Below are 14,547 nucleotides of genomic sequence, written 5' to 3'. Positions count from 1 at the left end.
CCGTTACCAGCCGGTCCAGGCGCGCAGGGACGCCAGCGGGCGGCGCAGCAGGTAGTAGCCGAGCACCACGCGCTCGCCGTAGAGCTTGGCGGTGCCGTGCAGGCCCAGGCGCGCATGGGGCGGGGCGTCCTGCACGCTGGCCAGCAGGCGATAGGACGCCACGCCTTCATCGCTGGGCTTGGCCTGGTAGCTGGTGTCGAGGATTTCCCCGTGCAGCGGGTCGAGCGGGTAGGCGGTGAGGAACAACGCCACGGGTGCCCCCGGCTCCAGCGCGATGGCATCGGCTACCGGCAGCTGGATGCGCATGCCCGGTGCCTTCGGGTCGGCGATCTGCAGGATGCGTTCGCCGGTCACCACCGGCTTGCCCAGCCAGTCGTTGGGGTCGCTGTACACGGCCACGCCGGCGCGCGGCGCGAGTACGCGGGTGCGCGCCAGTTGCGCCTGCACGGCGGCCAGTTCGGCGCGGCGCTGGCGAGAGCGGCCGTCGAGCACCGACAGCTCGCTCTTGCTCTGCGGGTTGTCGAAGGCACGCTGGCTGGCGGCCATGAGTTCTGCGTCGGCCACGGCGACTTCCTTGGCCAGCACATCGGCGCGGCTGCGCAGGGTGGTTTCGTCGAGTTCGAAGAGCGGCGTGCCGACCTCGACGCTCTGGTTCGGCCGCACCAGCATCCGGACTATCACGCCGTCGATGGGCGAGCTGATCACCTGGGCGTTGCGCGAGACGATTTCCGCCGGCGCCAGGGCGGTCTGCCGCACCGGGATCAGCAGCAGTGCGGCCAGCGCGATCACGCCGACCAGCACCTGGCGCTTGCTCGGTCGCCAGTAGCGCAGGCGGGTGCGCGGGCCGAACGATGCCCAGGCGTGCGCCCAGGTCTGCCAGATGCCCTGCAGCAGCGGCTGCAGGTTCCGCGCCGGCGGCTCGTCGAGCAGGAACAGCACCAGCCCCAGACGCTTGCCGGCGCGGTCGTGCAGCGGCACGCACCAGAGTCCGGCGGGCCACCATTCGCTCCAGCCTTCGGCGATGTCGGCAGGCGGTTCGATGGCGTCGCGGGCCAGCCAGGTGGGCGTGGCGTCGGGTAGTTGTCCGGCGACCCAGCGGCTGGCGCGCTCCAGCCAGACCAGATAGGGCGAGTCTTCTGTGGGCTTGGCCAGGCCGGACACCGCCAGCAGCTCGTTGCGCGACTCATGGCAGGCGAACACCAGCGCCTGGTGGAAGCGCAGCAGCGGGAACAGGTCGTTGGCGATGCTGAAGGCGAGGGCGCCGAGGGAGTCGGCCGTCAGAGCCTTGTCGCGCACATTGGCCAGGCTCAGCAGCAGCTGGGGTGGCGGCAGCAGCTCACTCATGGCTTTCGGGGAAGCGCGCGACCCCGCTCATGCCGGCGATCAGTTCGGGGTAGCTGGCGTCCAGTTTCGCTTCCAGCTCCACGGTCTGCGCCACGGCGTCGACCCGCGCGTTGATCACGCTGACCTTGGCCGGGTAGTGCTTGCCGGTTTCGTGGATGTCCACTTCCAGCGGCATGTCCGGGCGCAGGCTGGGCAGCATGGACGAGGGCACGTTGAGACGGACCTTCAGCGCGCCGTCGCTGACCAGGTCGAACAGCGGCGTACCGGCCGTCACTGTCTGGTACGGCTTGACGTAGACCTTGGCGATGCGCCCGGAGAAGGGCGCATCGACGAGGCAGTAGCCGGCCTGGGCGCGGGCCAGGGTGAGGGCGCCGTCGGCCTTCTGCACCTCGGTGTTGGCCATGGCGACTTCCAGGTCGCCCACGGCATTGAGCTTGCGCAGGTTCTGCTTGGCGGCGAGATTGGAGCGGGCCATGTTCAGTTCGGCGGCGGCGACCTTGGCGCGGGCGTTGACCTCCACGCAGTTGAGCTGGGCCAGCTCGGCATCCTTGGCGACCTTGTCGCCCAGGCTTGCCTTGAGCGCACCGAGGGTGCCGTTCATCTGCGCGGAGAGGGTGGTTTCCAGGTTGGACACCAGCAGCACGCGGATGGCGCCGGGGTCCTGGTTGTCGGGCAGTGGCGGCAGGCCGCTGGGCGCATCATCGGCCAGCGCCGGCTGGAGCAGCATCAGGCATAGCGGGAGGAGCAGGTACGGCTTACTGCGCGGCATTGGCGATTTCCTTCTGCCCTGCGGATGCTTGCCCAGCGGTCGGTTGAACGGTTGATTTCATGGTCGTGGCGCCGCTGCTGGCGAGCAGGTTGGTGCTGGTCTGCTGCTCCAGCGTGCGCTGGATTTCCCGCGCCAGGGTCTTCACGTCGTGGTTCTCGATCTCCCGGGGCATCACCTCGAAGCCCACCGAGTTGTACAGCCGGCCCCAGGCGGCCTGGGCGTCGGAGTAGGCGGCTTCGCGCTGGTAGCGCGAGAGCAGGAAGCGGCCCTCGGCGCGGATCAGCTCCAGTTCGCTGCCCAGGGCGGCGCCACGGGCGGACTGGGCGTAGCTGAGCAGGCTCTGGTCGACGCGCAGGCTCTCGTCGGCGAACTCCACTTCCTGCTTCGCCAACTGATAGCGCAGCAGGCCGACGCGGACCTGGGTGAGGATGGCCATGGACAGCGCGGTGCGGCGCATGTCGTCGGTCTTTTCCTGGCTGGCTTCGGCGGCCTTGATGTCCGGGTACTGCGCCAGGCGCAGCAGGTTCATCGAGACGTTGATGCCGGTCTGGTTCCAGTCGTTGTTGTACAGGTACTTGTTGGAGTCGTACTCGTAGCCGTAGTTGAAGCTCACGTTGGGCCACAGCTGGGCCTTGGCGATCTTCAGGTCGTTCATGTCGACGCGCTTCCGGTACCACTCCTCCATGATCTCCGGGCGGCGTTCCAGGGACAGGCGTTCGAGTTGTTCGACGTTGTTGGTCACCAGCGGCAGCGGCTGTTCGCCGAGGTCGGCCAGGACCATTTTGGTGTTCGGCGGCAGCGACATCAGCGCGGCCAGTTCGGCGCGGGCGAATTCCAGGTCCTGGCGGCGCACGGTGAGCATGTACACCGAGTCGAGCAGGGCGCGCTGGTAGGCAAGGATGTCCTGGCGCGGCAGCAGGCCCTTGCCCTCGGCCTCGCGGGCGGAGGTCAGCGCGCGGTGGGTGCGCATCAGCAGGCCGTCCACTTCCGGCAGCAGGCGCTGGGCGCCCAGCGCGCGCCAGTAGGCGTTGCGCACGTCCTGCAGGACGTTCTGCGCGACCTTCTCGCGGCGTTCCTCGGCCATCAGCATCTGGTCGTTCTTCTGCTGGGTGCGGTAGTAGGCGACACCGAAGTCCAGCAGGCTCCAGGACAGCCCGAGGCTGTAGAGCTGGCGATAGCGCTCTTCCGAGGTGGACGGACGCAGGCTGACCTGGCGGTCCTCGATGCCGATGGAGGTGCCGCCGGAGTCATTGTTGCGCCCGGCATAGCCGGCGGAGGCGACCACTCGCGGCAGCATCTCGTGGCTGGTGACGTCACGCAGGTCAGAGGCCAGCGCGCTTTCCAGCAGCTTCAGGCGGTAGTCGAGGTTGTATTTCAATGCTCGGGCGGAGGCTTCGTAGAAGGTGATCGGCCCGCTGACCGGTTCCTGCTCCTTGTACATCCGCGCCTGGTCGTCGATCACCCGCTGGCGCATTTCCTCCTCGGTGTAGGGTTTGGGCTCGAACGCCGAGCAGGCGCTGAGGAAGAGGCTGACGGTGATGGTGGCGCTCAGGCATTTCAGTGCGTAGGCAGGCATAGTCTGTCCTTGATCGATCCTAAAGAGTCGCGAGTTCCTCATTGGCCGCTCCGACGCTGGGCGGCCTCGCGCAGCTGGGCACGGAAGCCCTGGGTGTTCTGCGCTTTGTCAGCCTTGCCGACCATGTCGGCGGGGAAGGGCGCCCAGATCGACGGGTCGGGCAACAGCCCGTCGGCGCTGAGGCTGATGACGCCGTGGCGGCCGTCCACCCAGTTCTTGTCCAGAGTTGCCGCGCGGCGGCTTTCGGCCACGGCGCGGGCGACGAACTGGCCCTTGACCTGGCCCAGCTGTGAGCCCAGCGACGGGCTCTCGATTTCCGGCGTGGCGAAGATGTCGATGTTGCTGCCGTCGGCGCCCCAGTTGGACAGCGACAGGCGATCGTCGATGCGCTCGACCACCGGCTGCACGAAGATCGCCGGGTCTACGTCCGGGAGGCGGTCACGCGGGTAGCCGTCGTCGCCGAAGCGGTCGAAATGCGGGCCCGGCGGGATGTACGGTGTGGCGATGTCCAGGGTAATGGTCAGCACGGCATCGTCGGTGGCGCCGGCCAGGTCGCTGATGGTGTAGGTGAAGTAGTCCTTGAGTACTTGCCCCAGGCCTGCTGCCGCCAGCACTTCGCGATTGGTCAGGTCGATGGTGTAGGTGTAGCTGCCGTCGGCGTTGAGCACGAGCGTGCCGTAGCGCCCGGCAATCGGCTGGCCGATCACACCCGCAGTGCCGCTGCCGGTTTCCTGGCCGGTGCGGATGCCGGTGACGGTGAGCGAGTCGCCGCCATCCACGTCGCTGTCGTTGGGCAGCACGTTGCCGGTGGCCTGCGGGGCCGGCGTCTGGTCGGTGGCGCTGTTGCTGTCGTCGCGTGCCACCGGGTTGTCGTTGGCGCCCTGGATGACCACGGTCAGGCGCGCGTCCGAGGTGGCGCCAGCGGTGTCGCGCATGCGGTAGGTGAAGACTTCCTGCAGCTTCTCGTTGGCGCTGCGCATGGCCTGCACGGTGGGGTTGTCGTTGTCGACGCGGTACTCGTAGCTGCCGTCGGCATTGATGACCAGCTTGCCGTAGAGGCCTTGCAGGACGCTGCCGGCATTGGCCGTACTGCCGTTCTGGTTGGTGAAGTCCACGACCGACTTGGTTTCGCCGTACTGCACGCCGTCGACGTCGGTGTCGTTGTCCAGCACGTTGCCGCGCGGGTCGATGCCGGGCGTGCCGTTGTTGACACCGCCGGCTTCCACCGCCTGCGCGTTGTCGTCACTGGCGATGGGCGTGTCGTTGCGCCCGTCGATGGTGATGGTCAGCAGGCCGGGCGTGGCGCCGCCCCAGATATCCGCACCCAGGTAGGTGAACTTGTCCTGCAGGGTCTGGCCGCTGGCACGCAGGGCTTCGACTTCCGGCAGGGAGTTGTCCAGCTCGTAGCTCCAGCTGCCGTCGTCGTTGAGCGTCAGGGTGCCGTACTGGCCACGCAGGCTTTGGCCGGGAACGCTGGCATCGGGCGGAAGGGGGCCGTCGCCGGCCCAGTAGGAGACCACATGCATCACGTCCTGCGGGATGGTGGTGATGGTGTCCGGATCGGTGTCGTTGGCCAGCACGTTGCCCGATGGATTGCTGCCCGGCACGTTGTTGTGCAGGCCGCCGTCCTCCACGGCGGAGCCGAAATCGGGTTCGGTCACTGGTGGTTCGTTGCGCCCGCGGATCAGGATGATCAGTGTGGCCTGGTCATTCAGTCCGCCATCGTCGGTGACCTGATAGGTGAAGGATTCCAGGGCGAAGGCCAGCGGGCCGAGGGAGATGATGTCTGGGTTGGTACTGTCGACGAAGTACTGGTAGCTGCCGTCGGCATTGATCACCAGGGTGCCGAACGCGCCGACGATGGTCTGCGGGCTGCCGGGTGTCACCGTCACGGTGTTTACCTGCGCGCCTTCCGGGCCGACGGCGATGGTGGTGACGCGCATGTGGTCGCCGGCATCGACGTCGGTGTCGGCACCGATGCCGGCAAAGATCCCGGTCAGGCCGGTGATCACGTTGCCGGCGGGGTTCCGCCCGCCGCTGCCGTCGAGGTTGGCCACCGCGTAGTTGATGTCGTCGTTGGCCACCGGGGCGTCGTAGCGGCCTTCGATGGTGATGGTCAACTGCGCGATGGAGCTGGCGCCAGCGGTGTCGTGCATGCGGTAGGTGAAGGCTTCGGTCAGCGAATCACCGTTCTTCAGTGCCTGCACGGCGGCCAGGCTGTCGTTGACGGTGTAGGTATAGGTGCCGTTGGCATTGAGGGTCAGGGTGCCGTAGGTGCCAGCGATCACGCCGCCGCTGGCGGTCAGGTCAATCAGCGTGCCGCCGGCGCCTTTGGTGCCGGTGCGCACAGCGTCGACCACATGGGTTTCTCCGTAAGCCGCGCCGTCCACATCCAGATCGTTGGGCAACACGTTGCCGGTGGCGGGCGCTCCGGGCGTGGTGTTCAGCGTGCCGCCGGCCTCGATGGCGGTCCCGGTATCGTCGGCGGCGATAGGGGTATCGTTCTGCCCGTGAATGATGATGGTGAACGTGCGGGTGACCGTCTTGCCGTTCCCGTCGCTGACGCTGTAGGTGAAGACTTCGCTGAGCGTGTCGTTGTAGGTACGCAGCGACTGCACCGCCGGGTCGAGGTTGTTGACCACGAAACGGTAGCTGCCGTCGGCGTTGAGCAGCAGTACGCCGTAGTTGCCCGCCAGGTCCGCCCCCACGTTGCCGCTGACGCCGTTGGGGTTGACCACGGCGGTGATGGTCAGGACATCGCCGTCGGGATCGACATAGGAGCCCCGGATACTGCCGGTCGGGTCGAGGCCTGCGACGTTGTTGAGGAGGCCGCCGGCCTCGGTGGCGTGGATCACGACGGGTTGCACGACGGGCGGGTCATTCACACCGAGTACGGTGATCACCAGCTGCGCCTGGTCGGTCAACCCGCCGGTGTCGTGGATGCGGTAGGTGAAGATGACGTCCAGGCTCTGGTTCGCCGTGAGTGCCTGGATGGCCGGATCGGCACTGTTGACCACGAAGGTGTAGGTGCCGTCGTCGTTCAGGCTGAGCTGGCCGAAGTTGCCGCTGATGATGCTGCCGTTGGCCAGCCGGGCGACCGTGCCGGCGATGTTGGTGGTGATGCCGTTGACGACACCGGTCAGGGTGCCGCCGGCGCTTTCCAGGCCGGAGCGCACGCCGTCGACCTTGAGCTTGTCGGCGTTGGGCCGGTCGACGTTGTCGACGTCAGTGTCAGTGCCCACCCCGGCGTTACCGGTGATCACGTTGCCGCTGGCGTTGACCGGTGCCGGGCTGCCGTCGCTGGCGCCGGCCGTGGCGCTGCCGTGGTCGTCCACTGCCACCGGCGCGTCGTTGGCGCCCTGGATGGTGATGGTGAGGGTGGCGATGGCGCTCAGGCCGCCCTTGTCGGTGACCTGGTAGGTGAACTGCTCGGAGAGGAGAGGGTCGCTGGGGGACCGCGCCTGGACCACGGGATTGTTGTTGTCCACCACGTAGCGATAGGTGCCGTCGGAGTTGATCGTCAGGCTGCCGTAGAGGCCCGCAACGGTGGTCGGTGAGCCGGGGGCGACCGGCAGGATAGCGCCACCGCCGGTGCCGTCGAAGCGGACCAGGCTGACGGCCTTGGTCTCGCCGTAGACTATTGCGTCCACGTCACTGTCGTTGTCCAGAACGTTCCCGACGGCATCGCTGCCGGGGGTGCCGTTGTTGGTGCCGCCGGCTTCGATGGCGGCACCGGTGTCGTTTTGCGCCACCGGTGTGTCGTTGGCGCCGTGGATGTCGACGGTGATCAACGCCTGGCTGGTCAGTCCACCGAGGTCGCTGACGGTGTACTGGAAGGTGTCGATGATGAAGTCGCCTGCGGTGCGCAACGCCTGCACCTCGGCATTGTTGTTGTCGACCACGTACTGGAAACCGCCGGTGGCAGTGATGGTCAGGGTGCCGTAGCGGCCCTGGATCACGACGGGGCTACCCAGGGTGACGGCGATGCCGGTGGTGTTGACGACACTGGCGATGTGAGTGACGCGCAGGACATCGTTGTTGGTCTGGATGTCGACGTCGGTATCGTTGTCCAGCACGTTGCCGGTGGGGTCGACACCCGGAGCGTTGTTGTTCAGGCCGCCGGCTTCCACCGCGATGGCGATGTCGTCATGGGCGATGGGCGCATCGTTCACCGGGTCGATGACGATGTTCAGGGTGTCGGTGTCTTTCAGGGCGTCGTCGGGGTTTTCGCCGGGGATGCCGTCGCCGTCCGCGTCACCGAAATTACCCTGGTCGTTGGTGACCATGGTGAGGGTTTCGGCATTGCGGGCGGTGTTGAAGTCCTGGTCGCCCTTGTAATAGATCTGGCTGAGCAACACGTTGATCTGCTGCAGGGTGCCGGTGAGCACCAGGGTGCGACCGGCGCCGGCAGGCGGGGCGTCGTTCGGCCCTGGTGCCGTTCCGGTCTGCCAGAGCACGCCGTGGACCACGCTGAGGGTGACGGTCATGATGCCGTTGGCATTGCCGGCGTCGACGTCCACGTCGCTGGTGGCCAGGCCGACGATGTGCAGCACCGTGTCTTCCTGGCCATGCTGGTCGGCGACGGTGTTGATCGGCGCTTCGTTGATATGCACGTAGCCGGCATTGGCGATGCCGATGGCGCCTTCGGCGAGGTTCAGGTTGATGTTGCCCAGGCCGACGGTGGCAGTCCCGCTGTCGGTGTCGACGCGCACGTGGAAGCGGTTGTTGCTCGCCTGAGCGAAGTTCTGCGCCACCGCCACCAGGTAATTGCCTGAGGGCAGGATGGCGAACTGGTAGGTGCCGTCGGCGGCGGTCACCGTGCTGAAGGTGCGGTCGTCGGCGTTGCCGAACACGCCGTCGTCGCCGGCCCAGGTCAGGGTCACGTCAATGCCGCCCAGGCCGGGGCCGTCGGGCGTGATGCTGTTGGTGGCGGACTTCGTGTCATCCCACAGGGTGCCTTGCACCACGCCCATGCCGGCGCCATCGCTGAGGATGTAATTGTTCAGCCCGCTGACGCCGTCCTGGCCGGTGCGCTCGCCATCGGCGCCGCCGGCGGTCAGTGGCAGCGAGCCGCCCCAGCCGGCGTTCTCGAAGCTGGTGGGCAGGCTGGTCCAGGTCAGGACCGCAGAGCTGGTGACGTCGTCGGGAACGATGGTGTTGGGCAGGGTGACGCTGTAGATCACCTGTACCTTGTCGTTGACGTTCAGCTGGTCGAAGTTGAGCACCACCTGGCCGCCCACCACGCTGGCGGTGACGCCCGCCGGCAGGTTGCCGGTGGTGTAGCTGGTGCCGTTGATGACGATGCTCTGGATCGCGTAGTCGCTGCCGTTGGGGAACTGGTCGCGCAGCACGACGTTGTAGGCCGGTACTTCGCCGTTCTGGGTGAAGCTGACCGAGACCGTCGCCTGGGTCGTGCCGGCGACGCTGCCGGTGGCGATGTCGATGACCGACTTGTCCATGCCGGTGAAACCTGGCTCTACCACGTGCTCGAAGATCGTGGCGCTGTGCCCGCGGTCGACCCCGGCGCCGGCACCGACATGTTCGAACACATTCATGCTCAGCTGCGCGCCGGACTGGTTGCTGGCGATGTTGGCGACGCGCACGTTGAATTCCAGGATCACCCCTTCGATATCGCCGTCGTTGATCTCGTTGTTGGTCAGGTTGCCCAGGTTGAAGGTGATGGTCCGACCATCAGGGGAAATCTGCAGGCGCCCGCTGTTGATGTTGAAGATGCCGGTGGGCTTGTCGCCGGACAGGTCGGGATGGATCGGCAGCGATACGTCACTGTTCTGGTTGCCGACCATGCCCAGGGTGCCGCCGCTGATCAGGTCGGTGGCGTCGGTGGTGAGGCCGCCAATGGCGCTGGAACCCAGGGCGATAAGGATGTTGTTGAGGTCGGCGGGGATGAACTCCAGCCCGGGAGCCAACTCGATGCGGATCTGGTAATTGGGGTTCACGCCGGTGGGCACTACGATCGCCACGCGGTAGCGGACGATCTCGCCGACCACTACGGTTTCTTCCAGGCCGGCGGTATCGGTGGCGCCGGAGGAGTTGGTCGCTGGCGGCGTGGCGTCGAGGCCGCCGACGCGGGAGACCTGGATGCCATTGGTGACGGGAATCAGCAGCGTGCTGATCTGCCGGTAGTCGTTGAGCACTCCGGAATTGAGCAGTCCGTCGTCGCCGCCGCGCTCGCCCGCGCCGGTGTCGGTGGTGTTGCTCAGGCCGTCCAGGCTGGTCCAGCGCACCACGACGTTGTTCGTGATGACTGCCTGGCCGGCTGCCGTGTCGTTCACCACGCCCGAGAGGGAAATGATGATGCTGCCGCCATTGGCGATATCGATGTTGGCGCCGCTGGCGGTGACCAGTTGGCCGTTCTGGATGATGAAGTCCACGCCGCCGTTGTTGGTGGCGCCGTTGTAGACCTTGCCGGTGATCACGATGTTGTCCAGCTGCGTGGGCAGTATGTTCAGCAGACTGAGATCGAAGGCATTGGTGCCGGAAGTGTTGCTGATGGTGATGGTGTAGGTGACCGTGTCGCCTTCGTCGAAGCCGCCGTAGGTGGGCGTGGAGGTGACCTGCTGGCTCACCGTGAGGGTCGGCTCGACTATGGTCACCGAAGGCTGCTGCGGGCTGGCGACGGTGCGGTCCACCGCCGTGGCGCCGTTGGGGGTATCGCCGTCGGGGTCGCTATAGGTCAGCTGCGCGCCGTTGTTCAGGGTGACGCCCTGCTGGTTGCTCTGCACGTTGCTCGCCACCAGCACCAGGCGGATGACGAAGGCGTTGTTGCCGATGTTGTTGTCTGCCGTGGAGCCGGCGGCACTGAACAGCAGGTTCAGGTCGCCGCCATCGCTACCGTCGCCGCTGAAGGTGAGGACGTTGACAGAGCCGGCGAAGGCCTGCGTGAGCGCGCCGCTGAACGGATCGATGCCGTTGTCTGCGGCGTTGTAGATGATCTGGTAGCCCGCACCGCCGAAGGCCGTGAGGTCCAGGCGCAGCCCCGGCGGGATCAGGTCGGAAAGACGCAGGTTGGCGGTGCTGCCTTCGGGCAGGGTGACGACGATGTCGTAGGTCATTTTCTCGCCGATCACCAGGTTGCTGCCGCTGGTGTGGCCGGCGCTGGAGTCGTCGTTGGTGAGGCTGCCGTCCTGGTAGGTCTTGGTGATGGTCGGCGCGGCCACCTGCTGGTTGGCGACTTCGACGATGTCCACCGGAGTGAAGTCCTGCCCGCCCTCAACGCTGGCGTAGTGGGTCAGCGCCGCGCTGCTTTGCAGGGTGCTGGAGGCGAGGATGGCGTTGCTCACGGTGACGTCGTAGGTGATCACCACCACATTGCGCCCGGCGGCGTCGTTGCCGTCAGGGGCACCGGCGCGGCCGGCGAGCAGGGCGCCCTGGTTGTTGCGGTCGATGAAGGTGATGCTGTTGCCGCTGACGCTGTAGTCGGTGTTGAGTACCAGCAGAGTGCCGTCGCCGCGATAGATCTGCAGGTTGGCCGTCGACAGACCGCCGCCGACGAAGGCCAGGCCCGCCGGCAGGGTGATGCTGGTGGTCACATCGTAGGCGCCGCCGCCACCGCTGTTTTTGATCGCCGTGGCCAGGCGCAGTGTATCGGCGCCGTCGATGCCGCTGACGTTGCCGTCCACGGCCGCCAGGCTGGTGACGCTGCCGCTGAAGGGAACACCGGTGGTACCCGGCTGGGCCCAGGTGCCGGTGGTGCCGGTGACCGTGCCGTTGGTGGTGGAAACCACGCCGTGCTTGATGTCCAGCACCGGTTCGGCGACCGATTCGATGACCGCGACATCCGAGGAAATCAGCGGCGTCTTGTCGATGGTGGTGGTCTGGCTGGACTGTGCCAGCACGTCGAGTTCGCGCTGGTCGGCATAGGGCTGATCGCCGACCACCATGGTGAAGCGCACCTGCACGGTGCCGCCGTTGAGGCCGCCGGAAACATAGTTGCCGAAGTCGAAGATGATCGAGTTGCCGGCCCCGGTGGTGACACTGTCGGGCACGTCGAGGATGCTGTTGCCGGCGCCGAAGCTCCACTGGCCGACACCGTTGCCGATGCTCCAGTTGATGCCCGTTGCGTTGAGCAGCGGCAACGGCAGGTAGGCGGTGAGCTTGAAGTTCTCGTAGTCCGCCACCAGCAGGTCGTAGGTAATGGTGAAGGTGACCACGTCGCCGGGACGCAGTTCGCCGTTGGCCGGCGGGTTGCCGCCGTTCACCTGGGTCAGGGTGATATCGATGTTGGAGGTGTCGATGGTGCTGGTGGTGCCGGAGCCGTCGGTCTGCTCGCCGCCGATGTTCAGCGAGTCGCGCAGCACGGTGGCATCCACCGTTGCATTGTTGCTGACGCTGTCGCCCTCGTTGAGCTGGTCATGGGGCGGGTGGTCGGAGGTGTAGGTGGTGTCGATGGTGGCGTCGTAGACGATGGACATCCGCGTGGCGCCTTCCTGCACATCATCGTCCCAGAGATCGCCGAACAGCGCATAGACGCCCGGCCCCTGGATGGCTGCAGCGATGGAAGCACCGATATCAAAGACGATGGTGGTACTGCCATCGGCATTCACTGTGGCGGTGTAGATCACCGGGATGACCTGCGACGCACCGTGTTGCTGGATGACGATGGTGGGCGCGTTGGCGGCGGAGAAGGTCTGGCCGTCGCTGAGCTGGTCGGTGACGGTGAAGGTACCCTGGCCGAGGATGTTCTTGCCGAAGGCGTAGAAGTCGGAGATGGCCACGTCCATGGTGTAGCGCAGGGTGTCGCCGGGGGTGATGCCGGGAGTGCCGACGTCGGTCTGCAGGTTCACCGTCTTGAGCAGGGTGATCGACTTGGCGACGAAGGTGATCCCCGCGCCGTCCCCGGTGACGGTGAAGGGATAGCCGTCCGGGTCGGTAGGTCGGTCGCGCGTGTCCAGCGGGTTCCAGTCGCCGTTCACCGTGGCGGTACCAAAGGTGATGGTGCGCGGGTTGCCCGTGGCGGGGTCGAGCACCGGTCGCCCGGCCGCGTCGATCTCCGGCACATAGAAACCGACCTGGGTGGTGCTGGGGCCGGTCAGGGTGTCGTAGTGGATGGTGTAGCTGGCGACGAAGGTGTTAGGGTTGTTCAGCGCCGCGGCGATCAGCGTCGGGTTGGTCAGCACGGTGCCGTCGTGCAGGGTGATCGACGCCAGGGTGCCGCCGGGGCCCGGGGTGATGGAGCTGACGTGGACCTGGTCGGGCACCGTCTGGGTGACGGTCACGTTGTTCAGGGTCTGGCCGGTAGCCGGGGTCACGGTCACCGTTTCGGTACGGGTGAAGTTCGGCCCGGTGACCGTTTCGCCCTCGGGCATATTCACCGTCTGGGTTACTGACAGCAGCGTCGGGGTGACCACGAAACTGTGCAGCGCGGCCTCCACCAGGGTCGGGTCCTGCGCCGGGTTGTTCAGCGAATCGTTGCCGTACTCGAAGCCGCCGCGGGCATTGATGGTGAGGTTGGGCGCACCGTCGGAATAACTGGTATCGGCCAGGTTGCTCAGTTGCGCGGTGATCTGGATGTCGATGGCTGGCTGGCCGCTGGTGACGCTGGCGTAGGGCAACTGCAGCACGACCATCTGGTCGCCGGGCTTCATGCCGACGCTGGCGGCGTTGATTACCAGGGCATTGCCGTTGGCATCCTTGGCCAGGGGATGGGTGGCATTGCCGCTGGCGTCGAAGGTGAGTACGTAGCTGTTCACCGCCTGGCCCAGGTAGGTGGCGGAAACAAAGGTGGCGCCGTCATCGCCGTCGCGGCCGGTGGCCGGCATGAACAGGTCAATGTAGGGCGCGTAGCCAACCTGGGTAGACGGGTTGCTGAAGATGACGTCGAAGGTGAAGGTATCGCCCAGGCGCACCGTTGAGCCGCCGCTGCCCATGGCCACGGTGGGGCTGGCATCGGCCAGCAGGCCCTGGAAGCTCACCAGGGTATCGGCGCTCAGGGCGATGGATTTGTCCACGTCGCCCGCGCGCACTTCCAGGTTCCAGTCGCCGCCCGCACCAGTGGAACCGGTGGCATTGCTGGAGGCTCCGACGTCCGCGCCGGTCCAGCGCGCCAGCTCGTTGACCAGCGCCTGTCCGGCGCTGCCAGCGCCGACGTCGCAGCCATAGAGCTGGATGTCCGCACCGGCATTGAGCTCGCCGCGCCAGGCGCTCAGGCGATCGCCGAGCTGGTCGACGCTCTGGCTGGTGAAGGTCTGGTTGCCCAGGGTGAACTGGCCGGTGGCGCCGTGGGAGAAGATCTGGATCGAGTCGACCTTGCCCAGTTGCGTCAGCGCGTTGCTGATGGCCGCGACGGCGTCCTGCCCGGCGTCCACCACCAGCGCGGTGGTGCCCACCGGCAGATTGGCGGCGAGCTGGTCGCGGTTCTCCAGGCGGGCATCGATCACCACCAGGTTGCGCGGCGCCGTCTGCGTGGGTGCGGCTGCCTGCGCGCGTGCCTCGACGGCGGTGGCCGGCTTGGCCGTGTCCTTCGCCTCGGCAGCGGTGCTGTCGTGATGCTGCTGATCGACGGCGGCGGCGGCGGCGCCGTCGAACAGGATGCGTTGTTCCAGGGCCAGGGCGTGGGCGACTGGCTGGAAGAGCTTCGAGCGGTATTTGGCCTGCATTTCCCTATTTCCGGCTGGTAAATCCCCAGAGAAAAGCAGTCCTACGCATATCTGCTTACGGAATTGACGCTAGTCGGGATTGGAATTTTCGCCAGCAGAACAGGGACATAACCGACACATTGGCACTGAAAATGTCGCGGAAATGTAACAGCGATCATACAAAGAGATGGCGAAAGGCCCGTCAGACAAGGCATCTGGACAGGAGTCGGGCGAATTGCCCGATCTAGAGCTTGTGGGGGGTT

General features: G+C 66.5%; 4 protein-coding genes. All 4 read right to left on the bottom strand.

Annotation, left to right across the window (positions count from 1 at the left end; translation table 11 throughout):
• Positions 1-3 precede the first annotated feature (3 nt).
• The 4 genes from ABKS89_RS17375 to ABKS89_RS17360 are packed head-to-tail and all read right to left on the bottom strand — an operon-like array spanning position 4 to position 14,305.
• Positions 4-1,344 carry an efflux RND transporter periplasmic adaptor subunit gene (locus ABKS89_RS17375; RefSeq protein WP_138214359.1) on the bottom strand — a complete coding sequence of 447 codons (1,341 nt, stop codon included), beginning with the start codon at positions 1,342-1,344 and terminating at the stop codon, positions 4-6.
• Complete coding sequence (locus ABKS89_RS17370; RefSeq protein WP_348586286.1) at positions 1,337-2,113, bottom strand: efflux RND transporter periplasmic adaptor subunit; 777 nt, start codon at positions 2,111-2,113, stop codon at positions 1,337-1,339. Before ABKS89_RS17370 ends, ABKS89_RS17375 begins: the two co-directional genes overlap by 8 nt.
• Entirely contained in the window at positions 2,100-3,689 is a 1,590-nt protein-coding gene (locus ABKS89_RS17365) for a TolC family protein (protein WP_348586284.1), read from the bottom strand. Before ABKS89_RS17365 ends, ABKS89_RS17370 begins: the two co-directional genes overlap by 14 nt.
• A gap of 38 nt (positions 3,690-3,727) precedes the next feature.
• Positions 3,728-14,305, bottom strand: coding sequence for a cadherin-like domain-containing protein (locus tag ABKS89_RS17360; RefSeq protein ID WP_348586282.1), 10,578 nt, complete (start codon positions 14,303-14,305; stop codon positions 3,728-3,730).
• Positions 14,306-14,547 lie beyond the last annotated feature (242 nt).

Source organism: Pseudomonas sp. LABIM340, assembly GCF_040017195.2.
Taxonomy (GTDB): Bacteria; Pseudomonadota; Gammaproteobacteria; order Pseudomonadales; family Pseudomonadaceae; genus Pseudomonas.
The sequence above is the reverse complement of the archived record's forward strand: the minus strand, read 5'-3'. Positions and strand labels throughout refer to the sequence as shown.

Coding starts and splice junctions, on each gene's coding strand:
- ABKS89_RS17375 (WP_138214359.1), bottom strand. CDS start 1,344: ATGAGTGAGCTGCTGCCGCCACCCCAGCTGCTGCTGAGCCTGGCCAAT.
- ABKS89_RS17370 (WP_348586286.1), bottom strand. CDS start 2,113: ATGCCGCGCAGTAAGCCGTACCTGCTCCTCCCGCTATGCCTGATGCTG.
- ABKS89_RS17365 (WP_348586284.1), bottom strand. CDS start 3,689: ATGCCTGCCTACGCACTGAAATGCCTGAGCGCCACCATCACCGTCAGC.
- ABKS89_RS17360 (WP_348586282.1), bottom strand. CDS start 14,305: ATGCAGGCCAAATACCGCTCGAAGCTCTTCCAGCCAGTCGCCCACGCC.